General features: G+C 42.4%; 18 protein-coding genes, 1 tRNA gene and 1 pseudogene. 12 read left to right on the top strand and 8 right to left on the bottom strand.

Annotated elements, in window-relative coordinates:
- The first annotated feature begins 119 nt into the window (after positions 1-119).
- A complete protein-coding gene (locus DUL71_RS17875) occupies positions 120-1,436 on the top strand; it encodes an MFS transporter (protein WP_208645592.1) in 1,317 nt (438 codons plus the stop codon).
- A 49-nt stretch (positions 1,437-1,485) separates the two neighbouring features.
- Here the strand turns inward: DUL71_RS17875 and DUL71_RS17870 are convergent, their stop codons facing one another.
- Complete coding sequence (locus DUL71_RS17870) at positions 1,486-3,237, bottom strand: hypothetical protein (RefSeq protein ID WP_154402424.1); 1,752 nt, start codon at positions 3,235-3,237, stop codon at positions 1,486-1,488.
- Positions 3,238-3,275: 38 nt separating this feature from the next.
- On the opposite strand from DUL71_RS17870, the gene DUL71_RS17865 reads away from it, so the two are divergent.
- Complete coding sequence (locus DUL71_RS17865; RefSeq protein WP_114939389.1) at positions 3,276-4,130, top strand: SDR family NAD(P)-dependent oxidoreductase; 855 nt, start codon at positions 3,276-3,278, stop codon at positions 4,128-4,130.
- 78 nt (positions 4,131-4,208) lie between these two features.
- On the top strand, positions 4,209-5,132 hold the full coding sequence (locus DUL71_RS17860) for a helix-turn-helix domain-containing protein (RefSeq protein WP_114939388.1): 924 nt from the start codon (positions 4,209-4,211) through the stop codon (positions 5,130-5,132).
- A 33-nt stretch (positions 5,133-5,165) separates the two neighbouring features.
- Here the strand turns inward: DUL71_RS17860 and DUL71_RS17855 are convergent, their stop codons facing one another.
- Positions 5,166-7,097 (bottom strand): glycoside hydrolase family 127 protein, encoded by a 1,932-nt coding sequence (locus DUL71_RS17855; RefSeq protein ID WP_114939387.1) that lies wholly within the window; start codon positions 7,095-7,097, stop codon positions 5,166-5,168.
- A gap of 227 nt (positions 7,098-7,324) precedes the next feature.
- Between DUL71_RS17855 and DUL71_RS17850 the strand changes: the two genes are divergently transcribed.
- Positions 7,325-7,915, top strand: coding sequence for a C40 family peptidase (locus DUL71_RS17850; protein ID WP_161964463.1), 591 nt, complete (start codon positions 7,325-7,327; stop codon positions 7,913-7,915).
- Positions 7,916-8,014: 99 nt separating this feature from the next.
- Here the strand turns inward: DUL71_RS17850 and DUL71_RS17845 are convergent, their stop codons facing one another.
- A complete protein-coding gene (locus DUL71_RS17845) occupies positions 8,015-8,428 on the bottom strand; it encodes a hypothetical protein (RefSeq protein WP_114939385.1) in 414 nt (137 codons plus the stop codon).
- Positions 8,425-8,982 carry an RNA polymerase sigma factor gene (locus tag DUL71_RS17840; protein ID WP_114939384.1) on the bottom strand — a complete coding sequence of 186 codons (558 nt, stop codon included), beginning with the start codon at positions 8,980-8,982 and terminating at the stop codon, positions 8,425-8,427. Before DUL71_RS17840 ends, DUL71_RS17845 begins: the two co-directional genes overlap by 4 nt.
- A 124-nt stretch (positions 8,983-9,106) precedes the next feature.
- On the opposite strand from DUL71_RS17840, the gene DUL71_RS17835 reads away from it, so the two are divergent.
- Both DUL71_RS17835 and DUL71_RS17830 read left to right on the top strand, forming a co-directional pair.
- Positions 9,107-9,439, top strand: a complete 333-nt coding sequence (locus tag DUL71_RS17835) for a DUF6249 domain-containing protein (RefSeq protein WP_114939383.1) — start codon at positions 9,107-9,109, stop codon at positions 9,437-9,439.
- Between the two features lie 130 nt (positions 9,440-9,569).
- Positions 9,570-11,993, top strand: coding sequence for a TonB-dependent receptor (locus tag DUL71_RS17830; protein ID WP_114939382.1), 2,424 nt, complete (start codon positions 9,570-9,572; stop codon positions 11,991-11,993).
- A 200-nt stretch (positions 11,994-12,193) separates the two neighbouring features.
- Here the strand turns inward: DUL71_RS17830 and DUL71_RS17825 are convergent, their stop codons facing one another.
- Positions 12,194-12,616: a nuclear transport factor 2 family protein gene (locus DUL71_RS17825; RefSeq protein WP_114939381.1), complete on the bottom strand. Its 423-nt coding sequence runs from the start codon at positions 12,614-12,616 to the stop codon at positions 12,194-12,196.
- 219 nt (positions 12,617-12,835) lie between these two features.
- On the opposite strand from DUL71_RS17825, the gene DUL71_RS17820 reads away from it, so the two are divergent.
- Positions 12,836-12,908 (top strand) — tRNA-Met (locus DUL71_RS17820).
- A gap of 75 nt (positions 12,909-12,983) precedes the next feature.
- On the opposite strand, the pseudogene DUL71_RS32720 reads toward DUL71_RS17820, so the two are convergent.
- A pseudogene (locus tag DUL71_RS32720) lies at positions 12,984-14,444 on the bottom strand (N-6 DNA methylase); the annotation flags it as partial.
- Between the two features lie 470 nt (positions 14,445-14,914).
- Positions 14,915-17,341, bottom strand: coding sequence for an ABC transporter permease (locus tag DUL71_RS17810; protein ID WP_114939380.1), 2,427 nt, complete (start codon positions 17,339-17,341; stop codon positions 14,915-14,917).
- 307 nt (positions 17,342-17,648) lie between these two features.
- Here DUL71_RS17810 and DUL71_RS17805 point away from each other — a divergent pair, with 307 nt between their 5' ends.
- Together DUL71_RS17805 and DUL71_RS17800 are read left to right on the top strand one after the other, a co-directional pair.
- Positions 17,649-21,044, top strand: a complete 3,396-nt coding sequence (locus tag DUL71_RS17805) for an ABC transporter permease (protein WP_114939379.1) — start codon at positions 17,649-17,651, stop codon at positions 21,042-21,044.
- A gap of 225 nt (positions 21,045-21,269) precedes the next feature.
- Positions 21,270-22,505 carry a hypothetical protein gene (locus tag DUL71_RS17800; protein WP_114939378.1) on the top strand — a complete coding sequence of 412 codons (1,236 nt, stop codon included), beginning with the start codon at positions 21,270-21,272 and terminating at the stop codon, positions 22,503-22,505.
- A 75-nt stretch (positions 22,506-22,580) separates the two neighbouring features.
- Here the strand turns inward: DUL71_RS17800 and DUL71_RS17795 are convergent, their stop codons facing one another.
- The gene (locus DUL71_RS17795) at positions 22,581-23,195 is read right to left on the bottom strand and encodes a PAS domain-containing protein (RefSeq protein WP_114939377.1); all 615 of its coding nucleotides are present in this window, start codon (positions 23,193-23,195) and stop codon (positions 22,581-22,583) included.
- Between the two features lie 143 nt (positions 23,196-23,338).
- On the opposite strand from DUL71_RS17795, the gene DUL71_RS17790 reads away from it, so the two are divergent.
- The 3 genes from DUL71_RS17790 (at position 23,339) to DUL71_RS17780 (ending at position 26,582) form a co-directional block, all read left to right on the top strand.
- Positions 23,339-24,523 carry an acetyltransferase domain-containing protein gene (locus DUL71_RS17790; protein WP_114939376.1) on the top strand — a complete coding sequence of 395 codons (1,185 nt, stop codon included), beginning with the start codon at positions 23,339-23,341 and terminating at the stop codon, positions 24,521-24,523.
- 139 nt (positions 24,524-24,662) lie between these two features.
- Entirely contained in the window at positions 24,663-25,787 is a 1,125-nt protein-coding gene (locus tag DUL71_RS17785) for an acyltransferase family protein (RefSeq protein ID WP_114939375.1), read from the top strand.
- A gap of 246 nt (positions 25,788-26,033) precedes the next feature.
- Positions 26,034-26,582, top strand: a complete 549-nt coding sequence (locus DUL71_RS17780) for a hypothetical protein (protein ID WP_114939374.1) — start codon at positions 26,034-26,036, stop codon at positions 26,580-26,582.
- Positions 26,583-26,587 lie beyond the last annotated feature (5 nt).

Below are 26,587 nucleotides of genomic sequence, written 5' to 3'. Positions count from 1 at the left end.
TTAAATGAAGTTATCTGTATTGGATCGAAAAAGGAAGCCTCAAAGCGAAAGATTTGAGGCTTCCTTTTGTGGGTAACTGAACGAAATAATAATAGTCAAAACACATAAACAGTCAATTTGTGCATTCGCTCAAATTTGATATGTTTGAGGCTATGAACCAGCAACCTAACACCGGAAACCCGGTTAGCCGAATACTTACTGCCAGCCTTATCGGCACTACCATCGAGTTTTTTGACTTTTATATATATGCCACTGCTGCGGTACTGGTATTCCCTAAGTTGTTTTTTCCATCTGCCGACCCCACCTCGGCTACGCTTGAATCACTGGCAACCTTTGCGTTGGCCTTTTTTGCCAGGCCTTTGGGCGCAGCCATATTCGGGCATTTTGGTGACAGGAAAGGACGTAAAGCTACGTTGGTTGCAGCGTTATTAACCATGGGGCCATCAACTGTTGCTATCGGGCTTTTGCCGGGCTATGCTTCTATAGGTATTGCAGCGCCGATATTGCTTGCCTTGTTCCGTTTTGGTCAGGGCCTTGGCTTGGGTGGCGAATGGGGCGGTGCGGTTTTACTGGCTACAGAAAATGCACCTGCGCACAAAAAAGCCTGGTATGGCATGTTCCCGCAATTGGGCGCGCCAATTGGGTTCTTCTTATCAACCGGAATATTCTTAATTCTCACCAATGCCATAAGCGAAGCTGACTTTTTAAGCTATGGCTGGCGCATCCCTTTTATTGCAAGCGCGTTGTTGGTTTGGGTAGGGCTTTTTGTGCGGCTAAAAATATCCGAAACACCTGAGTTTACCAAGATGATCAAGAACGAAGAACGAACAAAAGTGCCGTTTGCCGACGTTTTTGTAAAACATACAGCGGCCATTACATTAGGTACACTGGCAACTGTTACTACTTTCCTGCTGTTTTACTTAATGACGGTGTTTACACTTAGCTGGGGCACTTCGGCGCTGCAATATACCAAAAGTTCGTTTCTTATTAGTCAAATGATATCTATGCTGGCTTTCGGCCTGGGAATCCCGCTTTCAGCTGTACTGGCGGATAAATACGACCGCAATAGCATGCTCATTGCGGCTACAATTTGTATCATCATATTCGGGCTTGTTTTCGCACCATTATTTACCGCCGGTAGTTTAACCAGGATGACTGGGTTTTTATCGATAGGCATGTTCCTGATGGGCCTTACTTACGGGCCGATTGGCACGGCGCTGGCGGGTATTTTTCCGCCGGCAGTACGCTATACCGGTGCTTCACTGGCTTTTACGCTGGCCGGTATTTTGGGTGCTTCGCTTACACCATACCTGGCAACTACATTAGCTCATAAATACGGACTTGCATATGTTGGCTATTACCTAACGGCTGCTGCATTTGTTACGTTGTTGGCTTTGCTTGGCGCTAAAAAATTGATGAGGCAGCAGGCAGAGTAGGTAGGTGCACGCAAAAGATAAATTGAATAAAGCCGAAAGCTCACCGGGATTATTGGTCTTTGGGAGAGGCCTCTGGCGTAAAATCCAGTAGTTTGTGTTTTACAGCCGCATTATATTGTTGTTGGGTTAAATAGATTACGTCATCAAAATCAAGCTGGTAAAATTTGCCAGGCAAATTGTTTCCCAAGCCAAGGTTTTTCAAGAATATGACAAATGGGGTGCCCAGCCATCCCTCTGTTATATTGAAAATGTGCGAGTGCGTTTTTCCTTTAAATGAGTATTGCAATTTTACACCTCCCTTTACTTTTTTCTGGGTGATGTTTGTTGGGCTAAATGCACCATGTGTGATCCCGGCAAGGTGTTTTAACAAACTTACATATGGATAAGTTGGCGACATCATGGCAGAATCCGTAGGGTAAATTACCTTTGGAAAATTAGTCAGCAATCTGTTCATAGAAATCCAGTCGTCCGCCATGGCATTATCTGCCGCAGTATCTATTTCCGCTTTTGAAAGATGTGCAAAAAGGCCAATAGTTTTCCATCCGGCTATAGCGCTGTCAATTTTTGCGGATGTTAGCGTATAGGTATAGCTGTCCATACTTACCAGAACATACCGAAAATAAGGTTCATGCATAAACATCTCGGCTTGTTCTGCTGTCAGTGCGATAGTGGTTAAATACCTGGTGGAATTCTCTGCCACATAGGGTGGATTAAAAATAACACTATGTAGCCGCAATGGTGATTGCTGGTCTGCTAAAACCTTATTAAGGGCCCGGAAAAAACCTCCGGCCGTTAGACCTGAAAGATGCAATTTATCACGCTCGCTGCTGTAAAAGATAGAAGCAAATGTATGTTTGTAAACCTTTCCGTTGCAATTAAAACGGATCTTAAACTTGGTTGCTTGTATCTTTCCTATTGATAAAGAAGTATCTTGCGTTTCGGTATAGCTGAAATTTGTAAAGCTTAGGCCTGGTATTATTGAAGCAATATCGCGATAGATCTGTTCCAGCCAGAGATGCGGGTCGGCAGGATATTTTTCAATGTCTATTGTACGGCTCAATTGCCAGTAATCATTCAGTTGAGATATCGATTCTATTTTTTCATTGCGGATATCATTTTGCAATCGTGAAAACGACGTATCGTTAACAATCCCACTTTTGTGCAACTGTTCCGCCAAGGGTAATAATCTTGCAGGCGTCAGTGATTCCAGGCGCGCAGTCATTTCAGCTAAAGCAGCTATCAATTGCATATCAATTATGTATCGGCTGCTATCTATATCTTTTTGTGCATATTTATAGACTTTGTTAGAAAGCAGCCCCGCGTTATTGATTTTTGTTAGCAGCGCACCGAGTGATTTGTTAGCGCTATCCCGTTTCATTTTAATCGGGTAACTGCCACTATAGGAAATCCAAATACCGCCGGTTTTGCGCGACTTTATATGAAATGTTTTCTGCTCCATAACGCTTTCTAACCCGATAAGGATTGCAAGCCGGTCAGAAACAGATCTTGCATCCTGATTAGAAGAATGACTCTTCTCCCTGAGTACACCTTCCAACACCGGCCGGTCTTTATTTGTTATAACCTTGAATTTGATAAGACTATCAATTGCTGCGGATGGCGATTGGGCATAAGAAATATTTAAGAGAATTGTACAGAAAATTAGTGTGATAAGGCAATGTTTCATAACACAATGAAGATAAATATTGTAACGTGATTTATCAACGAGATGAAACGCTTTGTTGCTTATGATAAGATTCTCATTTTGGCTACAAAATCCCCCGGTTTGGTTATGTATAGCCAATCGCATCTGCACACCTTTGATGTATTCAAAAAAGATCTATGATACATCAAAATGATAGCTCAAAAGGCACTAAAGTATGGTTCATTACAGGCGCTTCACGTGGTTTCGGACGTGTTTGGGCCGATGCTGCGTTAAAACGCGGCGATAAGGTAGCTGCTACAGCGCGTAAGCTGGAAAGTATTGCCGACTTTAAAGAAAAGTATGGCGAAAACGTATTGGCATTACAACTCGACGTAACCAACCCAGACCAGGTTAAGACAGCTGTGGAGCAAGCTCACGCCCATTTCGGGCGACTTGACATTGTGCTCAATAATGCCGGCTACTCATTGGTGGGCACTATTGAAGAGGGGAGTGCCGATGACGTAAGGGCACTGTATGAAACTAATATTTTCGGCACGTTGTCGGTGATTAAGGCCGCATTGCCTTTGTTACGGGAACAGGGCGGCGGTCATATCCTGGGCACATCAAGCGGACTTGGACATGTAACCCTGCCAGTGATTGGTTATTACTGCTCATCAAAATGGGCATTTGAGGCCATTCACGAAAGTTTGGCTAAAGAGGTGGAGGCTTTCGGCATTAAAGTGACCATCATTGAGCCTGGCGCTTATGCTACTGAATTTGGCAGCCAGGATTCGTTGAAGTTTGCCGTCGGCATGGATCTCTACACAGATTTTAAAACGAAATTTGTTGATAGTTTAAAAACGATGGAAAGAGGCGACCCGGAGGCTACGCCTGATGCTATATTCAAAATTGTGGATGTGGAGAACCCTCCGCTACGGTTTTTCCTCGGTAGCCATAATTTACCATGGATCTGTGCCGCTTATGCTGAGCGATTGGCCCTTTGGGAAGAATGGGAATCTGTTTCAAATGCAGCTCAGGGGCAGCCAAAATAAATAATCACAACTTTGTAAAACACCCATGATAACCGGTATCTAAACATATTATCGGTTATCATTGTATTAAGTTTTGAGATGAAAAAGGAAGATAACAGTCCTCATAAATTTGATTCGTTATCGGATGTGCATAGGGCTTTTGGTTTACCCAAACCGCTGCACCCGCTGATCAGTTTAATTTCCGAAGCGAACAGCCCGGGCACACCAAGGCCGCCATCCGGTGGTCATGTGCTAAGCTTTTATAAAATCTCGTACCGGCCAAGGTTCAGCACGCCGATAAAATATGGTCAGGATTATTATGATTTTGACGAGGGCGGATTGTTATTTGCTTCTCCTAACCAGGTTATCGGCGGTAATAACGCGCATAATGAAACCAATTGCGCCCTTTATACCTTGCTGATCCATCCGGATTTTTTGTGGAATTATCCGCTGGCGAAAAAGATCAGGCAGTACGGCTTTTTTTCTTACTCGGCCAATGAAGCACTGCACTTGTCGGAAAAGGAAAAAACAACCATCATTACCATCTTCAAAATTATTGAAGAGGAGCTGAACAGTAGGATAGATGATTTTAGCCAGGACGTTATTATCTCCCAAATAGAATTGTTGCTCAATTACGCCAACCGGTTTTATAAACGCCAGTTTATTACCCGGAAAGCGGTAAACAGCGATCTGTTGTTAAAACTGGAAGAAATTCTGGATGAATACTTTGCCGGCGATAGATCTTTAAGCCAGGGGATCCCGACAGTGCAATATCTTTCAGAAAAGCTAAATATTTCACCGAGTTATCTGAGTGATATGTTGCGCTCCCTTACCGGGCAAAACGCGCAACAGCACATCCACCATAAACTTATCGAAAAAGCAAAGGAAAAACTGTCGACCACCAGTTTATCGGTAAGCGAAGTGGCCTACGAGCTGGGCTTTGAACATCCGCAATCGTTCAGCAAGTTATTCAAAACCAAAACAAACCTTTCCCCGCTCGAGTTCAGGCGGTCTTTTAACTAAGAGCAGGGTGGAGCCCTTTATTAACTTCCCTGTTTATTTCAGATTACCCTCATGCCAGTAAATCATATAACGGGCATCATGTAGTTTGTAAAAAGGGATAAGCTCCAGGTTTTTAAACTTGGCAGGACTGAGCAACTCCGGGGCAACAAAAGTCTGAGACTTACCGGCAACCGGTTTCAGGTACTTATCTACATCAGTAAGGTTGCCGGTTATTACAGGAGCTTCGTTTAATGGGTACACTTTCCCCCGCGCACGATAGCCACCAAACTGATCGCCGTCGGCAAGTAAATTATCCAGATCTGTTGTATCCGTTTTGGCCGCCAGTACAATGGGTCCGTTCAAAAAAGCTATATAGTGAGAGCTATCTGGTAATGCTTCGGTACTCAGCTCCATGGGTAAGCGTACTTCTATGGCATCGCCTTTTTTCCAGGCACGGTTAAGCTTCACGTAGGAGCCTGGCTGAGCATCAACAGGTACGTTGGCACCATTGATCCTAATTTGCAGCTTACCCGCTTTTACCCAATGCGGGTAGCGGATGTTAATATCAAACTTGCCCGGTTTTACCGCTTCAACGATAAGCTTGGTGGTCTCCTTATCCGGGAATTGGGTTTGTTGTGAAAGGATCAACCCTTGCGCCGCCCAGTTTAAGCGGGAGGCAATAAATAGGTTTACATAAATGTTTTTTTGCTGATAGCTGTAGATAAGCTCGCCGTATTTACCATGGTTTTCCATACCCGAACCTACACAGCACCACATATCAACCTGTGGCTGCGAGTAAACGCGATAATGGCGCGGACGCATAGATGTATAATAAACAAACCCGCCATGGCCAGGGTGCTGGCTCGAAAGAATATGGTTGTATAAAACCCGTTCGTAAAAGTCCATGTATTTAACATCTACAGAATGTTCAAAAAGATGACGGGTTAATTTGAGCATATTGTAGGAGTTGCAGGTTTCGGGCCCGGCTATGTCTGTTATCATTTTTGTAAAATTACCCGTCGGGTTAAAATGCTCATTAACACTGTTGCCACCTATTACAACCGAACGGTTATTGGTCACTGTTTCCCAGAAAAACTGTGCTGCCTTGCCATAATCCGCGTCGCCGCCAACTTCTGAAATGCGTTGAAACCCGACCGCCTTTGGGATTTGCATATTGGCGTGTAACCCGTTAAGTTCATCATGACCCTGGATCAACGGGTTTAAGATCTCTTTATGCGAGAACCTCCGGGCCAGATTGAGGTATTTATCCTGACCCGTTATAACCGATACATCGGCAAAAACTTCGTTTAGGCCACCTTGTTCCGAAATAAGCATGGTCTGGATCTGCTGATCACTCAATTTTAAGGAAACGCCATAAATATAATCTGTAAGACGAATCAGTATTGTTTTAGCCTCGGCTTTTCCGGCAATGGTATAGGCATCCCTCAGGCCAGCAAAAAGCTTGTGGATGTTGTAAAGCGGTACCCATTTTTTATTCAGGGCGAAGGTATCAGCTTCAATTTTGCCGGCGGCAATATCCTTCCACATGGCAGTGCCTCCGGGTGTACCACCAAGGTAGCCGCTTCCTATTTTATCCTGGCAACGTTTCAATTCGGCCAGCATATAGTCTAACCTGCGGTTCAGTTCAGCATCGTGAGTAGAGGCATACATGAACGAGAGGGCCGATAAGTAATGACCACCTATGTGCCCGTCCAGGCCGGTGTTTTCCCAGTTTGCATAGCTTTTCTTTTTCGGCTTAAACCCGGCTTCGGTTAAATATGGGGCCAATAAGCGATCTGGATCTAAGGCCAGGATATACTTTTTATCGGTTAACTGAGCATCTTTGAACACGCCGGGTAAAAGCGTAACCTGTTGCAGTTTAAACGAATGCAGAGTAGATTGGCTTTGCGCCTGAAGGGAAGTATAAAGGCAAATTAATATTAAAAACAGCGTTAAAAAACGATGTGGTATTTTTGTGGTTATCATGGTTGGGTACTACAATTGGATTAGCAGTACTAAAATAAGCAATGATTTTAATAATTGTTATTTTAACACACAATTTGATCCTTTTGATCAAGGAAATGAAATAATAGTATCATACCTCCACCATCTTTTTTACAATTTGATTACTATCCCCGGAATTTTTTACCTATCATTACAACATGCATTTTGTAATTGGTTCCAAACTCCTCCTTGTAGCTTGTCTATCACTTATGAAGCCGGTAAAGCCTGCCGTACTTCATGCATCAAAAAAACATAAAGCAAATAAAGCAGCCAAATTGCACAGCCACACCAGGTTAAGGCATCATTACGCTGAAATTGAAACTAATTACGAAACAGGCGAAACCACACCCGATGAACTGGTTGAATTTGCTCAAACACTAAAAGGTATCCGCTACAGGTACGGTTCAAGCAATCCCGAACGGGGTTTTGATTGCTCGGGTTTTGTGAATTATGTTTTTACTCATTTTGGTATTTCCATTCCCCGCAGCTCTTCAGATTTTGCGCCGGTTAAGGGAATTAATATTAAAGATGCCAAATTTGGCGACCTGATATTATTCACCGGTACCCGCAGCCACAATTACCACAGCGCAGGGCATATAGGTATAGTTATATCACAACCCGGCGAGCCGTTGGAATTTATCCACTCAACCTCTGGCGATGAGAACGGCGTTACAATAACCGCCATGAACGACAGGTACCAGCGTAGGTATATTAAAACCATCCGTGTGTTTAAGGAAGATCCGCAAGCACAGGAAGAGGATGAGAATGCTGTGCCTGATACATTAGAAGAAGCCCGTTAAAATCCTATGTAGAGACGCATAATTGCGTCTCCCATTTACAAGTTATAATACAAGCACTCAGTATTTTCAGAGACGCAATTATGCGTCTCTACACCTTTTTTAATAACTCCTCTTCACCAATCTCTGGTCTATAAACAGATAGCCTACAAAGCCGGCAACCAGTACCAATAACACCCATTTAAAACTGATCACAGCACTTAAAAACATATCGCCATTTTCGGGGCTCATTACCGAAAGCAAGCCATAAGCCAGCGTTAAGCCCGCTGCAAATATCGCCAGTGCCAGCAGGTTAAAGCGTAGGTCGCTTTTGCGGTTGGCTTGTTCCTGTAGCTTACGTCTTACGTTTGCCGCAAAGCTCATGGGCAAGCCTTGTTCCGGTTCTGTGCTTAGCGCGGTGAACAGGTTTTGATAAGCAAGCAGATCGTCCTTGTCTTCGTCCGAAAGTGTTTTGTTATCCGGAACCAGGCCATTGTTCAATAGCTCCTGTAATTCGTCGTCATCCAGCTCTTTCATATATTTTCTTTTTTAAGATCTTTTTCAATTTTTTCTTTCAATAATTTACGCGCCCTGAAAAGGTGACTTTTTACTGTTCCTTCCGGTATGCCGGTGATCTCCTCGATCTCGGCACATGAAAACTCATTGAGGTGATACAGCGTCAGTACTGTTTTATATTGATGCGGCATTTGCTCAATAAGCAGGTTAACATAGGCGGCGGTATTCTTTTTTATCAGTTCCTGCTCCGGGGTTTCATCTGTAAAGTGATAGTTATCAATATTTTCAGGATATTCGGAAGGGGAATTGTTCTTGTGCTTTTTTAAATAGTTTACAGCGGTTAAATAAGCAATGCGGGCTATCCAGGTTGATAACTTTGACTGAAACTCAAACCGGTGCAGGTTTTGGTGTATCTTAATGAAAACCTCCTGGCAAATATCCTCTTTATTTTGCTGGTCTTGCACCAGTCTGTTTATCACAAAGAAAACCAGCTTCTCGTACTGCTTTACCAGCAGTTCAAAAGCCCGGAGATCTTTATTTAATATCCTGGATACAACCTCGTGTTCATTAAACATATTACAGTAGTCAATATATGCGGTTTGGCGGTTGCAAAAAAGAAATAAAAAATATTTTAAAATAATTGCAACCGGGCTTCCGCAGATGTTGACTACTGTAGCAAATACTTAAACAAACAATATCATGAAACAGTTAATGCCATTCATCGTCATCATAGTATTCTTTATACTGATAGCCATATTCATACTTGCATTATATAACTATATGTTGAAAAAACGTATCATTAAAGCGGGACCGCTGGATGAGAACAGTGTTAAATTTTTGGCGCAGTTAAACTCAGGTAACGAAGCCTTAAAATGGGGCCTTATCCTGCTTTGCGCCGGCATTGGTTTTATAGTAATGCAATTTATTCCTTACAGTGCCGAAGACTCACCGGTGCCTTACGGTGTTGAAATGATCTTTATTGCTGCGGGCTTTCTGCTTTATTACCTCTTGCTTCGCCGCCGAGGCAACTAAATAATCAACTTAATTTATTGTACTAAGCGGGTGGTTTAGCCGCCTGCACCTCCAAATTTTTAAGAGAGAAATTTCTCTCCGGGAACCCTTTTGTCTAAAAATTAACCCTAAATCTAACCTCCTTACACATATGAAAACTAAGCAAACACCAATACGCTTCATCATCATGATAGCTGTATTTATCTTCGTCAGCATCAATAGCTACGCTCAAACCCTGGTACAAATAAAAGGCATGGTTGCCGATTCGGTAAGTAAAGCAACGCTGCCGCTGATAACCCTAAGGTTAAAAAACGCGGCCAATGAAACCATTATGGTTGCGGCCACTAAAGAAGATGGTTCTTTCAGCTTTACTCCGGTACAAGCTGCCAGTTATACCCTTCTGATTAATGCGATAGGGTACAGCCCCAAAACAATAACACTTGATCTGACACATCAGCAAAAAACAATGGAGCTTAAGCCGGTTTATTTAAGCGATGCAATGACTAACCTGAAGGAGGTTACCATTACTGCCGAAAAGCCTATCATCAGGCAAAAAGCGGATAGGATCATTTACGACCTGAAAGCGGATCCGGAAAGCAAAGGAAATAATGTGTTAAGTATGATGCGCAAAATTCCTTATCTATCGTTAGATGGTAATGATAATTTATTACTGAAAGGAAATTCAAGCTTTAGGGTGTTCATCAACGGCAAACCGTCAAATAGTTTAGAAAATAACCTGAAAGCCGTTTTGAAAAGCATCCCCGCTTCAACTATTGAGCGGATAGAGGTGATCACCAATCCGCCTTCAAAATATGATGCCGAAGGTTTGGCCGGTATCATCAATATTATCACCAGCAAAAAGATCAATGATGGTATTAATGGTTCTGTAAATATCAATGAAAGCTTACCCACAGGCGGCCCCGGAGTTGGCGGTTCATTTACGGCTAAAAAGGGCAGGTTTGGTATTTCTGCCTTTGGTGGCGGCAGTATTAATAACTCTCCTCAAACTTATAATACAAACAAACGTGTGGATACCGCTTTAACCACACTTGACCAGCACGGCTATCAGCGCTCCAATAATAAAACCGCCTATTTGGGCACCGAACTAAGTTTTCAGATAGATACCCTGAATTTGCTGACCGCTCAGTTCAATTATAACGGCACCCGGGGTAATAATCACAATGGGCAATCATCTTCACTAACCGGTAAAAACCAATTAGAACAATACACTTTTCAAAACGACGGTAATGCGACCGGTCATGGTATTGATGCCGGTATCAACTACGAATTAGGTTTTAGAAGGTTTAAAAACAGGTTGCTTACTTTTTCATACATGCACAGCGCCGAAGCCAATAACCGGAATAACGGTGTGGTGTTTGTTGACCGTGTGGACTTTACGACGCCTGATTTTAGGCAGACCGACAAGCAACGGTTTAAAGAACATACCGCGCAGGTTGATTTTACCACCCCGGTAAATAAAGTAACCGTTGATGCCGGTGTTAAAGCCATATTCAGGAACAATAGCAGCGATTTTGATTATAGCTCACTAAATAATGCAAGCGGCACCTACGAGCATGACGCCATACAGTCAAATGCCTTTACCAATACACAAAATGTGTTTAGCGCTTATAACTCCTATCAGCTGGCTTTAAATAGCTGGAATATCAATGCCGGTGTAAGGGTAGAGGAAACTGTGATCCGGGCAAATTTCATGAGCACAGCATCCGTAGCCGCTCAGAATTATTTTAACGTGGTGCCTTCTATAGCGATAAGCAAACGGTTTAAAAATGAAAGCAGCATCAACTTTGGTTTTTCGCAGAGGATCAGGAGGCCGGGTATTAACAGGCTTAACCCTTATGTTGATCGCTCAAACCCCAACATTGAAGTTACCGGTAACCCCAATTTAAGGCCGGTTTTATTGAACGATATCCAGTTTGGCTACAGCAGTAACAAAAAGCTATCCGTAAACATCGGGCTCGATTATTCATTCATGAACAACCTTGATGTGCAGGTGGTTAATTTTAACCGGGTAACCCAAATTACACAAGTAACTTACGCCAATACCGGCAAGGCTAACAGCGCGGGTGTAAACTTTAACCTAAGCTACCCGGTAACTTCCATATACAATGCAAGTTTGAATGGTAACGCCATGTACCTGTGGCTGCAAGGTGAGGCTGATGGGAAAATAGTGAACAACAACATAATGATGTATGGTGTTACTTTATCAAACGTTGTGCGCCTCAATCATGGTTGGGCCCTGAATGCCGATCTTGGTGTGAACAGCAGGAACCCTACAGGTTTGCAAGGGTATACCAATGGCTTTTTTTACAGCGCGTTTAACTTCAATAAGGATATCGTAAAAAATAAATTCAGTATCTCTGGCGGTATTAAAAATCCGTTCACCAAATACCGCAACAGCGTAAGCAAAACTTTTGGTCCGCAGTTTAATCAAACCTACCAAAGCATGAACTATTACAGGTCATTTAGCATTAGCCTCAACTATAACTTTGGTGGCCTGAAAGACAGGATTAATAAAAACAGGACAGGAATTGAAAATAATGACGTGGCTAATTGATGGAGAAAGTTGTTATTTTAAAAAGATCGACGGGGATATGAAGTAATCTATCAGGAAAGCTTCAATATAGATTTTTTTAATAAAAACTGTCATTTCCGACGAACAGTGGCTGGATTAGAGCGATGGAGCAAGGAGAAATCTTATTCGCCCGGTCCGGGCCTGCTCAATCAAAATGACAGTTTTTCGTTAAACCTGTATAATCATGCCTGTTCGGTTAAATGCGTTAACCCATCCGGGAACATCCCTTTAGCTACTATAGCCATATCCAGCGCTTCGCGGATCAGCGTGATCTTGCCATCTTCTGCAACCACACGCCCCATATAAGTTTGTGGATAGGGCCGGCCTGTAGAGTTGACTATGGCATTTACATCATACTCGCCAAATGCCTGGTTTGGCGTATCAATATGGATCCTGATGTTTTGAAATTTAAAATTGCCGAATGTTTTAGGCAGGTTTTTGAGGAAATTGTAGATCACTTCGCGGCCTTTCCATTGCCAGGGTAAACCCAGGCTTGCCAGGTAGGGGAGTTCAAAAACGGCATCATCGGCAAAAAGTTCTATGGCTTTATCGGGGTTATTGATATTTTCGAGATAGGCGAGCAATAATTCTTTAGCGGTTTTCATTTTCTTGTGTTTTATGATTGTGACCGTTCATCGGTCAGGACATCACAAAAGTGCAAAGCGCCGGAAAGTTGCACATTGATGTATCATAAGAAAGAAATTGACTTATATCAATGAAATTAAAGGGTTAGTTGATAGCGTGTTAAGTAATTGTTAACCGTCTGCACTGATTTGTGACACACAGATGTGATAACTTATTGTACATTTGCATTATCAAAACAGTGCGGGATGGAGCAGTTGGTAGCTCGTCGGGCTCATAACCCGAAGGTCATAGGTTCGAGTCCTGTTCCCGCTACCTCAAAAGTCGAAAGCCTCAAGATGGAAGTCTTGAGGCTTTTGACTTTTGTAAGTAATGGCTCCTTGTTATATTCTATATTGTTTTTAATCCCAACTCTTTCAAGAAGGCATTGTGTTTATCGGTATTTGCCTTAATAGATTCATTTATCGCAGTCAGTTTTATATTTACTTCTTCCAGACTAATATTTACCTCCTCTTTCGCCGTGCTTACATATCTTGAAATATTAAGATTGTAATCATTATGCTCAATTTCATCCATAGAAACTTTGCGCGAATAACGTTCTGTTTCTTGCCTGTATTGATATGTCTCAACAATGTTTTTGATATGTATTTCATCAAGTGCATTTTGTCTCTTACCCTTGTCATAGTACTCAGAGGCATTGATAAACAATACGTCATCATCTTTTTTGCACTTTTTTAATACCAAAATGCAGACAGGAATACCTGTGGAATAAAACAAATTGGAAGGCAGACCGATAACCGCATCAATGTTGTTGTCTTTCAATAATTTTGTGCGAATACGCTCTTCTGCACCACCACGGAATAATACGCCATGTGGTAGGATGATAGCCATGGTCCCTTCCTTACCCAAAAAGTGAAATCCATGTAATAGGAAAGCAAAATCGGCTGCTGATTTGGGAGCCAAACCGTAGCTCTTGAATCGAAAATCCTCCGCCAGGGTGCCTTCCTGAAATTTATTGAATTCCTCGCGGGTTTGCCGGTCCAGATCTTTGCGGTCAACTACAAACAGACATTTTTCGATATCCGGATTGTCTTTCAGGAGTGTAGATGCTTTGAAAGATGTTAATGTTTTACCACTACCTGTTGTGTGCCAAATAAAGCCGTTGCCGCGGTTTTGATGTATACAATCCACAATGGCCTTCACCGCATAGATCTGGTAAGGCCGCATAACAAGCAACTTCTGTTCGCTTTCTACCAGTACCATATATTTGCTTATCATTTCGGCAAGCGTGCACTTAGTCAGAAATTTTTCGGCAAATGATTCAAGACGGGTGATTTTTTTGTTGTTCTCGTCGGCTAATTGGTAAATGGGCAAAAACTGTTCATCTGCATTGAATTGAAAATGCTGATTTTTATTATTGGCAAAGTAATAAGTATTGGAGCGGTTGCTCACAACGAACAACTGTATAAAGCACATTAAGGAGTTACCATACCCATTACCGGGTTCATTTTTATAATCCACTATTTGCTGCATGGCTTTTCGTGGTGTTATATCCAACCGCTTTAATTCAATCTGAACTACAGGCAAGCCATTAATCAACAATATGATATCATATCGATGAAGGCTGTTTTCTGTGTTAATGCGCAACTGGCTAATGACTTCAAAATCATTTTTGCACCATTCTTTAATGTTCACCAAAGTATAATGCAATGGTGTACCATCCTCGCGCTGAAAGTATTGCCTTTCGCGCAAAAGTTTGGAAGCAGCAAAAGCATCGGGATTAATGATATCCTCGCGTATTCTTAAAAACTCGCTTTCTGTTAACCGTACCCGGTTTAATGCCTCAAATTTGGCTTTAAATTTTGTTCAAGCGTTTTCCTATCAACAATATCCGGTCGATGGATATACTTTAACTCTTTTAACTGCGTGATTAAATTTTCTTCGATTAGACTCTCTTTATTCATTTGAATCTCCTTTCATAAGTCTTTCGGATCAACACGCCGCATTTTCGCAATTTTAAAATAACTCTAAGATTTGATCGCTGTCTGTTTATCGCATATCCTCCAACCCAGTTGACACTTTCCCGGATATTTGGAACAATCAAAACTGTTACCTCCTTTTGCTCAATACTTTTGTTCGGTTTACGTCCGTAGAAATTTGAAATGCCAAGATAATCTATTTAGAGTTATTATCTTGAAGAACAATGCAGGTTTAAGTTAGCGCTAAAGAACATAATCATGCTGCGGTTAATTATTGAGTTTTAAATTCTGTGCTCTCTGCTTTAAATAATGTTTCTCTTTATTGTAGAAATATATCCAATCTTACTCCGAGCGCAGACTTTTAACCGGATTGGCATACGCCGCCCTAATGGCTTTATAGCCTACAGTGAGCCAGCCTATCAATAGCGAAGCCGTGATAGCTGCAATAAACGCCCATACACTCGGCGAGATGCGATAGGCAAAAGTTTGCAGCCAGCTTTTCATGATATACCAGGCTGTTGGTGCGCTCAACATGAATGCGATGGCAATAAGCGCGATGAATTCTTTCGAAAACAGGTACACGATGCTGCTTACCGGGGCACCTAAAACTTTCCTTATGCCCACTTCGCGGGTACGCTGTACTACCATGAATGATACCAGCCCGTACAAACCGAGACAGGAAATGAAAATGGCAATCAGTGAAAATATTTTGTAGATCAGTTCGAGCTGGTTTTCCTGCCTGTAGAAACTGGCAATGCTGTCGTCAACAAAAAAGCCGCTGTAAACGTATTCCGGGTAGCGGCTTAACCAAAGGTTTTGTAATCCAGCTACGGTTGTGGTCAGTTTGCTGCCCTCAATTTTTATGGCTATTTCCTGTTCAAATGCTTTTTGCGGATAGATCACAAGCGGCTTAACTTCCTCCCGCATGGAGTTGGTTTTAAAGTCGGCAACTACGCCGGCTATCGGCAGCCAGTTGCTATCGCCAAACCTCATGGTTTTCCCGAGTACATCCTGCGCGCGGTTGATGCCCAGTTTGTGCATCATGGTTTCATTGATCACTACCTGGTGCAGGATCTCGCTTTGGTCGTACCCCTGGCCTGCTACAAAGCGAAGCCCGAAGGTTTTAAAGTAGTCGGCATCGGCTGTTTTCATATAAACGTTGAAACCGGGGTCTTTATCTGAATGATCAAAGTTGAAATTGGTAGAATTGTTATTATCTGATGATGGCACGTCAGACGCGAAGCTGGCGGCCTTTACGCCCGGCATGGTGAGTACCTGCTGCTTAAAACTCACTGCGCGCGATAAGCCAATGCTATCTGCAGGGCAGGGGAGCACCAGCACGGCGTCTTTATTGAACCCGAGGTCGGCATTGTTTACAAAATCCATTTGTTTAATGGCGATCACTGTGCCTATGATGAGCACTTGCGAGATGGTAAACTGTGTAACCACCAAAATCCGGCGGAGGGATATACCGCCTACAGATGCCGCGTTTATCTTATTTTTTAGCGCCACGATTGGCCTAAAGCCGGAAACGATCAGGGCGGGGTAAATACCAGAGAGTATAATCACCACTATGATAACACTGCCAAGAAAAAGCACCGTACCGGTATTGAACAAACCTATGGTTGCAGGCACGCTGGCTATGTTTTGCAAGAATGGTAAAGCCAGCTGAGCAATAAACAATGCAATACCGGCCGATAACAGCACTATAATAGCTGTTTCGCCCATAACCTGCCCAATCAGCTGCAGGCGTGTACCACCAAGCACTTTACGCACACCCACTTCTTTTGACCTGCCAACGGATTGAGCGGTGGATAGATTAATAAAATTAATGGATGCCATAACAATGATCAGCGCGGCTATCAATGATAATGTGCGCAAGGTTGTTATGCTGGTAAGATGATCACCTAATGTATTGCCGAAACGGGTGTCAAAGTGCAGGTCTGTTAAAGGTTGTGCTGTCAGGTATTTTTTGTGGCCCAGGCGTTTAGCGTTATCAAATTGCTGATCCGAAAAACTTGTCAATTGTTTTTGAATATTGCTTTGCGATACATTTGCCGGAAATTTAATGTACACCTGGTAGTTGCTGCTGGTTTCGCCCCAGTCGTTAAAATAACCATAGCTTTTGGCATTCTTCTTCCAGGTAATGTATGAAACCAGCAATTTCAGAGGGATATCCGTATTGGCCGGCGCATCTTTAATTACCCCCGCCACTTTCAGGGTTAGCAGGTTGTCCATCTTCAATGTTTTACCAAGAGCCGAATGCCAGTCGCCAAAATATCTTTCGGCGCTGGTTTGATCTATGACTATCATGTTAGGCTCTTTTAAGGCGGATGCACTGCCCGCGAGCCATGTTGTCGGAAAAACATCAAAAAGCTGAGGTTCAGCAAACATGATACCCGTTTTCTCGATAAACTTTTTATCGTTAACAGGATTGCCTCCTGCCGATTGCGCCATGATCTGGCTGCCGTATATAGCGTCGATACCTGCTACTGTGGCCTGCGGAAAAAGCAGCCGCAAAGCGTCGACAGCGGGAGCGGCAACACCACTGCTATAATTAATGGTTCCGGACCGGTCATGTTTGGTAACTATCCTGTAGGTGCTTTTATACCCCGGTTGGAAAGTATCAAAGCTGAGCTCGAACTGAACAACTACAAATATGAGCAGGCAGGCTGCTATACCTACCGAAAGTCCGGCAATATTAATGGCCGAATAGCTTTTATTGCGAACAATAGTGCGCCAGGCAATCTTAAAGTAGTTTCGTATCATATGGTTTGGGTTTAAGTAGGAAACTTTTTGTTAAGAACTCAGCATAAATGTTGTGCCATGTTTTTAAGTTGCTGATTTTTAGTTTTTTGCAATGTGTTTGGCATTTAAAAACTGTTCGTGAGTGGAACAATAGCTGTCTGTATCCGGACGGTTAAAGCTTTGAAATTAAATCAACGAACCTTATAACATTTCAAAACCGAACAGCAAATGTTCGATATCATTACAAAATGGACGTGTTCGATTCTTAATAAATATCTATAAATCAAAGCGTTGTCGGTGTGGAATAAGAGTTGAGCCCAATGTACTAATGACTCTTAATCATTTCCATATCAACATATTTGATTTGCTCTTACTGGCTGCGATATTCATCGGGCTGATTTCCAGTCTGAGTCTATGGTTTTCCAAAAGATATGTCAATCGCCTGCTTAGCCTTATCCTGCTCTCCATGGTATTGTTGTTGCTCAAAAACTTCTGTATCAACATTCAATTGAGCAGAGGTTTCCCGCGATGGAGCTGGGTGCCTTTGCCGTTTCTGCTGACACTTGGCCCGCTGGCGTTTTTTTATGTTCGTGGTATAGTTAAGCCGGAAGAAAAATTTACAGCCAAAGATCTGGCACACTTCAGCCCTTTGTTATTAGAGCAAGGTATGCACGTGCTGACTGTTATTCAAAGCGTGCACACAGGGCTTGCTACCTATGATACCCCGGCGTATAAATACTGGCAGCCGGTATTGCAATTGCTGGCCTTTATTTCTATTGCAACTTATTTATACCGGTGTACAAAACTGGCTAAATATCCTGCTCAAAAAGAGGTCAATAAAATAACTGGAAAACAGTTTATGCGTGCAAGCCCATCATCAGCAGATAGATTGATACAACGGGGTTATTGGTTGAGGCATCAAATGAAAGTTAATAAGTTTTACCTGGATGCGGAGCTAAGCTTAAATTCTTTGGCCAAAGAGCTCGGCATTTCTATCCACGAATTGTCCAGGATCATCAATACCGGCCTGCGAAAAAACTTTAATGATTTTGTGAACGAATTCCGGATACAGGATGTAACCCGGAGGATGCGGGATCCTGGTTACGACCGGATAACACTTTTAGGCATAGCTTACGATTGCGGGTTCAACTCTAAAACTACTTTTAACCGCACGTTCAAACAAATCACGGGCAAAAGCCCGGCAGAATATAAGAGCGAACTGAAAAAAGAGCGCCCAAATCATGATTTGGAACTTTTATCAGCATCTGCAGCGATAATTTCGGGTCACAGAACCATTCCTGTATGGTCTGGTAAGAAATTAAATCGCAATCATATGTTTCGTAATTATTTAAAAATTGCCTGGCGCAATATGCTATATAACAAAGTTTATAGCGCGCTGAACATCGTGGGTCTGGCCGCCGGTATGGCCGTCGCGCTCCTGATTGGACTGTGGGTGACCAATCAATACTCCTATGACCGTTTCCTGCCCAATTACGGACGATCGTACCAGGTAGAAATGAACCTGACCTCGCAACATAACGGCACATCTACCCAAACATCTATAGCGCTTCCGTTGGTTGAAGTGTTGAGGAAGGAAATTCCGGGAGTGCAGTATGTGGCCGAATCTGATAATATCGGCAGGATGAACCATGATCTTTTAGTGGGCGATAAAAAGCTGTACCTGGGAGGGGGAGCTGCAGGGCCGGATTTCTTTAAAATATTTCAATATCCTTTTGTTAAAGGCAACGCCAATTCGGCATTGACTGATATCTACTCCATCGTGCTAACCGAATCGACCGCCAAAGCGCTATTTGGCGATGCCGATCCGATGGGCAAAGTTGTGCGTTTTGATAACGTACAAAGCATGAAGGTTACCGGGGTTATTAAGGATATCCCCACTAACGCTACTATGCAATTCAGTTATCTAACCCCTTTTGCTTACTCAGAAGCAACCCAGGGCTGGATCAGGGATGGGCGCACCAAGTGGACCTACAATTCATTCTCTGCCTATGTTTCGCTGCAGCCGGGTGTAAGCTATGCACAAATGGCACCTAAGATCAGGGATATTGTAGATAAGCGAAGCCCGGAGATGAGATCGCTGAAACCTGAGGTTTTTATGCATCCTTTAAAGGATTGGCATTTATACAGCAGTTTCCAGAATGGAAAGGTAGCAGGTGGCTTTGTAGATTATGTACGCTTATTCGGCGTTATCGGTATCCTGGTGCTGGCGATAGCCTGCATCAATTTTATGAACCTTTCAACCGCGCGGTCCGAAAAACGCGCGAGGGAAGTGGGCGTTCGCAAAGCGATAGGCTCTGGACGAGTTGACCTGGTTTACCAGTTTTTGCTTGAGTCGGTTTTGATCACGTCTGTGTCGTTTTTGCTTTGCATGCTTTTTGTTCAGCTGGCACTGCCTTCATTTAATGCTTTAACGGGGTCATATATCCAGGTGCCGTATAATAACATAGGTTTCTGGGGCATCATGATTGCTTTTGTGCTGTTGACAGGATTGGCGGCAGGGAGCAGACCGGCGTTTTACTTGTCGTCATTCAACCCGGTAAAGGTACTGAAAGGAAGCATCCAAATGGGCAAAGCTGCAACACTACCTCGGAAAATATTGGTGGTTGTACAATTTACCTGTTCGGTTGCGCTGATCATCAGTACCGTTATTGTTTACCAGCAAATACAGTTTGTAAAGGACCGGCCGACGGGTTACAATGCCGACAGGCTGGTAATGACCGATATGAACGGTGATCTTCCTCAACATTTTGACGCTTTAAGAAATGATTTGCTATCATCCGGATTGGTTGAAAGCATAGCATCATCTACATCGCCGGCAACGCAGGTGTATAGTCATTTTTCACTGGAGAAATGGCCTGGTAAAAACGCGGGAGAAGAAGAGGTGAATATTGGCGGGATCTGGGTGTCGGATGATTATTTTAAAACCATGGGCATGACCTTTGCCGCGGGGCACAATTTTATGGGCGATTGGAAAAGTGATTCATTGAATGTGATTGTGAATGAAGCCATGGTGAAGCGCATTGGTCTTAAAGATCCGGTCAATCAAATTATAAAAGTCAATTTCGGCAATACGCCGGTTAAAATTATCGGAGTGGTCAAAGACGCTCTGATGGAATCTCCATATACTCCCGTAGCGCCTGCTGTTTTCGGCCACAATCCTTATGGTTTCGTAATCACTTATCGCCTGCCCAAAAACGTCGATACACACGCTACTATCGAAAACATAGGCAAGATATTTCAAAAATATAACCCGGCTTTTCCTTATCAATATAAGTTTATTGACGAGGAGTATGCGAGTAAGTTTAATCTGGAAGTGCTTTTGGGCAAACTGGCTGGTGTATTTGCAGCCCTGGCTATATTTATTTCCTGCCTGGGTTTGTTTGGTCTTGCCGCTTATGTGGCCGAGCAGCGTACCAAGGAGATCGGTATCCGCAAGGTATTAGGCGCTTCTATAGCTCAGGTGTGGCTGTTGCTGTCGCGGGATTTTGTTGTGCTGGTTTTGATCAGTTGCCTCATTGCTTCGCCGCTGGCGCTTTACTTCCTGGAGCACTGGCTGGAAAAATATGCATATCGGGTGAGCATTGGTTTGGGAGTATTTATTGTGTCTGGAATTATTGCTCTCGCCATAACCCTGCTGACCATCAGTTTCCAGGCTATAAAAGCCGCATTGACCAACCCTGTTAAAAGTTTGCGGAGCGAGTGATTTATAATTTTTTAAAGCAGGCTGACTCCAGCTTTGCAAAAAATCGGGTAAACTTGAAAATCAAGTTTGCCCGATTTTTTGTTGTTATCTATATTATTCATTATTGCTTTCGGGATGATGTAAGAAGGTACAATAGCACCTTAATTTATCGTTTTGTCCTCTGCCGGCAGAGGGGGTAACTAATCACAAGAAATTCCATAATTTCAATCAACTAAGAAGTTAACCATGGATATACCATTTAGTAATTATAAAGGCGGTTTAAAACAACTTAATACCGATTTTAAGTTCCCTTTTATGCGGGATGTTTTTGATACAATCTTTTCAAAGTTTAATGATTTGCATGATATGTATGAAAAGCTGAAAAAGGAGGGTATTAATACCATTGTAACTGCAGCTGGTACCGAATTTAATTTTGGAAAGAGAAACAGAAGATTTGCCGGTGGCGGTGATCTTCCTTCAAACCGGTATTTTACTATCTGTTCGGAAGATGATTTTAATGATTTTGGAACCCTAAGAGACGAAATGTACGCTTATTATAGCGGAGCATCGGGTATTATTCCCGAGATTTTTGATCCGAAGGTAGATGCCTGGCTAACGGATTACCTAATAGCCGAAAAGTTTTTTACAGAAGAAGATGCCAGGTATCCGTATTATTTCTGTACCTGCTTATTGGAAACGGAAACGGACAGCAATAAAAAATTATTGCACGATTATAACGACTTGTCACTGAATACGAAATCAGCTATTACCTACGGTATAAGACAAATTAGTGCAGATATCGACAAGATAATAGATTTGAGATTGCCCGATACTCAAGATTGGTTTTTCAAAACCTTTGTAAACCTGGAGTTGGAAAATACAGAGGCCGCAGCAAAAAAGTCGGGCATTCATTATCTGGGGAAGGGAACCGTAAATAGTTTTGAAGAGCTCTTGCCTTCCATTATGAGTTTGGAAATAGGTGGCGGCGATATATTTGGTCAGGCCATTGGCGTATGGCTTCGGAGCAACGGTGCCAATGGGTTGATATTTCCAAGCGCAAGATCAACCTGTGAAAATAAGGTATATAATGGAACTGTAACTGATTATAAAGGATGGATATTAGTGTTATATAAAGACGCGCCACCGCCTGAGGAGAAAAATTTATTTGGAAATAAAGCTACCTGGAAGGATAAGGATCACGACCATATAAAAGTAAAACATATTGCCAACGGAGAAGAAAGGGGAAGTATATCTATCCGGGGCGCTAAAGAATGGAGTTTATTGAATTTTGATCTTGAAAAGCAGATTGCCAGGGGGACGCAAATATCACCGGCGGCCCGAATGACAGGCTCAATAAATTTCGAGATAACAAAGGCAGTAAATTATATTTTGGATAACCAGGCAAAAGAAAATCAACTTTGGTTTCATGATACGGATACAGTAGATTTTATAAGATGGTGCGAAGAAATCAGTCGTAGTTAAAGCCATCCGGCAGCATAAAGTAATGACATAATTTAGTCAGGTATTTTTCCGCAAAGCGCTCTTCTCCTTAACGGGTTATCCCAACCTTGCATTTTCATTGATCTCCCTGACTACGCCGTCCAGTTTGGCTATGGTTTCCTTTAGATAATGCAATATCTGCCGGTTGTGATCACTTGTTACCGCGTGTTCTTCAATCAAATCAACCAGACCGATGATGCTTGACACGGGCCCGCGCAACAGATGGGAGTTTTTATAGGAGATTGCTTTGAGCTGTTCAACTTTTTCTTCCAGATCGCCCTGAAGCTCAACCAGGCGGGTAACATCCTCAACTTCCCTTATAATGGTCAGCGTACTATTAGCGTGGTTTCTTTGGTAGATCATTTGCCTTGAATAAAGCCAAACGTATGAGCCATCTATCCGGCGCAGGCGCACTGTCATTTCTATTACATCGCCACTTTTTGATTGAATGGTTTTGTTGATGGTTTGCTGTACTTTTCCGTAATCATCCGGGTGAATGATGCTTCGATAAAATTCATTGCTTAGGTTAACATATTCACTTTCTGAATAGCCCAAAAGCTGACGGGTTACTCCGCTCGAAAACAGAACCTTTTGATTGGAAAGGTCATAAGTTTGAAATTCGACGTGTGCTACTTCAAAAAGAGAATGTAAAAATCTGGTTCCGGGTTTCATGACATAAATATACAGCCTGACTTAAATTTTAAGCGCTTTAAGCATTTGGTTATTAGTCAGATAAAAGCAACAATAATGACCGGGCTTTTACTAAATGTTTATTTATAAAAATGGTATCTTTAATTTCACGCCAAAAAACCTGAATGAGCACAATTTTAAAGAACCGGATAACCTCGATAGATTTTCTCCGCGGTACTATCATGATCATTATGGCCCTTGATCACGTAAGGGATTACTTATATTTCGGTTCGTTTTATTTTGACCCGCTTGACCTTACAAAAACAAGCGGTGTATTATTTTTTACCCGGTGGATCACCCATTTTTGCGCGCCGATATTTATGTTGCTCGCTGGAACATCGGCATGCCTCATCGGGCAAAAGAAATCTAAAAAGGAATTATCTATTTTCCTGGTAAAGCGGGGTTTGTGGCTCATTTTTCTCGAAATGTTTGTGGTTAACTTCGGCTGGAACTTCAATATTGCGTTCCCCATGTTTTTCTTTATCACCATTTGGGCATTGGGTTTAAGTATGATCATATTGGCTGCGTTGATCCATTTGCCCAAGCAACTGATCCTGGGGATCAGTCTTGTAATTATATTTGGCCATAATCTTTTAGATGGTGTGCATGTTCCCGGAAGTTCCCTGGAGGCCTTTGGTTGGTCGCTGCTGCATGACCAGCAATTTTTTATGTGGCATAAAGAAATTTTACTGGTAGGATATCCCATTGTGCCGCTAATGGCTGTTATGTCGTTAGGCTATTGTTTGGGTGGATGGTATACCACCGGCTATGATGTTGTCAAACGACAAAAAAACTTATTGATTGCAGGCAGTTGCTGCCTGGTTGCGTTCATCGTGCTGCGTTATACCAATGTATACGGCGACCCGGTAAAGTGGACAGCACAAAAAGATGCGTTTTATACCTTCCTGTCGTTCATTAAAGTGAATAAGTATCCGCCATCGTTGCTGTACCTTCTGCTAACGTTAGGATCGGCTTTCCTGTTCCTGTCATTTACTGAAAAGTTAAAGGGCAAGGTTGTGGATGTGGTTTCGGTATATGGCAGGGTGCCTATGTTCTATTATCTTATCCACATTTATATTATACACCTCATAGCAATCATTGCTTCGGCATTAACACCTGGCCAGGACTGGACAATCTGGTTCCTGAAACAACCTATCTGGTTTACGCGCGACCTGAAAGGCTATGGATTTTCGTTGCCGGTGGCTTACCTAACCTGGATTTTAATAGTAGCAGGCCTATATCCTTTATGTAAACGTTATGACGCTTACAAGCAGGCTAATAAGGCAAAATGGTGGTTAAGTTATTTGTAAAAGGATAATAGCTTTTACTGTTGAGGTTTTGACTTGCCGATAAATTAAAGCATATTTATAGCCGTTGTATTGTGGCAGGTTTGCTATGCCTGGTGCCAAATTCAGTTAACCAATTTATCATACTTGTTTTTTCCTGCTAATGAGTAAAAACACTACGTACCTTGAAACAAAAGGGCATTATCAAATTCTTGACGGGCTTCGCGGAGTAGCATCACTTTTCGTGGTTGCTTTCCACATTCTTGAAACTTATTCCGGAGATCGTTTTCATCAAATTATTAACCACGGCTACCTTGCGGTTGATTTCTTTTTTTTACTGTCAGGTTTTGTAGTGGCTTACGCCTATGATGACCGCTGGGGGAAAATGACTCAATGGGATTTTTACAAGCGCCGCCTTGTCCGTTTGCAACCCATGGTTATTATGGGGTCTATAATCGGTGCCGTGTTTTTTTATACGCAGGGATGCGCCATGTTTCCGCTTATTAATGAAACACCGGTGTGGAAAATGCTGCTAATAATGTTGATTGGTTTTACATTGATACCAATACGGCCATCATTGGATATCCGTGGCTGGCAGGAAATGCACCCATTGAACGGACCAGCCTGGTCGTTGTTTTTTGAATACGTAGCCAATATACTTTACGCGCTGGTGATCCGTAGATTTTCAAAAACGCTGCTTGCTGTTTTTGTGTTTTTATCGGCCTGCTTACTAATTCATTTTACGGTAATGGGGCCGCAGGGCGATGTAATTGGCGGTTGGACAGTAGACAAGCCACAGCTCTATATAGGCTTCACCCGCCTGTTATATCCGTTTTTTGCCGGTATGTTATTGTGCCGCATGGGCAAGCTTATTCATATTAAAGGAGCTTTTACAGTTTGTAGCATTTTAATTGCCGCTATACTGTGCGTACCAAGGATAGGTGGCCCCGACCACTTATGGATGAACGGTATTTACGAATCAGTTTGTATCATTATCCTTTTCCCTTTAATAGTAGCCATTGGGGCAGGGGGCACTTTAAAAAGCCAAAGCTCAATCAGGGTTTGCAAATTTATAGGCGATCTTTCCTATCCGCTTTATATTACACACTATCCTTTAATATACTTTCATATAGCCTGGGTACAAAATAATAAGGTGCCGATGGCTCCGGGCTTGTTTGCCGGCCTGGGTATTTTTGTAGCGAGTATTGCTATTGCCTATGCCTGTCTTAAACTATATGATGAACCCGTTAGGGAATGGTTAAAGAAACGTGTTTTAATAAAAAAGTAATAGAACTAAACACATAGCGGCCTGCAGGTCGCTATGATTATTCCCCTCTCTACGATAGTGTAAAGAGGGGATTTTTTTATCCTTTTTACGCCGAAGGTGAAGGGTGGATGCGTAGACCATGTGAGTCAATTCTGAGCCTTAGTATTATCGGCTTTTAGTGTTTTCTTGATATTATTTATTCGTGCCATAAAAATAAGGCTTGAAAATGCCGTTTATAAATCTCATCTTTAGGTTATTATAAACCGCTTGAAAAAGACCATTGCATTAATATTGCTGAATATTTACCTGCTTAATATTAGCGGGCAGCTTATTGTGCATCAATATTTGGTATATAAATCGGATAGATTTTTTAAAGAACAGATCAGCAAAGGTTTATATAATGTCAATGACCTTACCGAAATTACCATCCCGGTTGATTTGCCAGCTATACATGATTGGCAGGCGTTTGAAAATATATCCGGACATATAACATTCGGCAGCGCTACGTATAACTATGTAAAATTACGGATGACAAAAAAGGCCCTTCACCTCATGTGCATCCCTAACTATGAAACTACCCGCTTTGCGGATAGTAATGTGCTTGATGCTAAAGGGATTAAAGATATCCCTGTTTCGCCGAAAGAACACGTTCCTTTTGGTAAAATAGCCCTGCAGGATAACCTGACATTTTCATTTGTACAGTTTGAATTTTTTTGCCCTGTAAAATATTTGCCTCAAATCACTATAAGACACGGGCAATCACCAATAAGCCACCATCTGGATATTCCTGAGCAACCGCCAAAAGCATCCTGCTAATTTTC

It is taken from the genome of Mucilaginibacter endophyticus (assembly GCF_003351025.1).
Lineage (GTDB): Bacteria > Bacteroidota > Bacteroidia > Sphingobacteriales > Sphingobacteriaceae > Mucilaginibacter > Mucilaginibacter endophyticus.
Note: the sequence above shows the minus strand (reverse complement) of the source record. Positions and strands in the feature narration are given on the sequence as shown.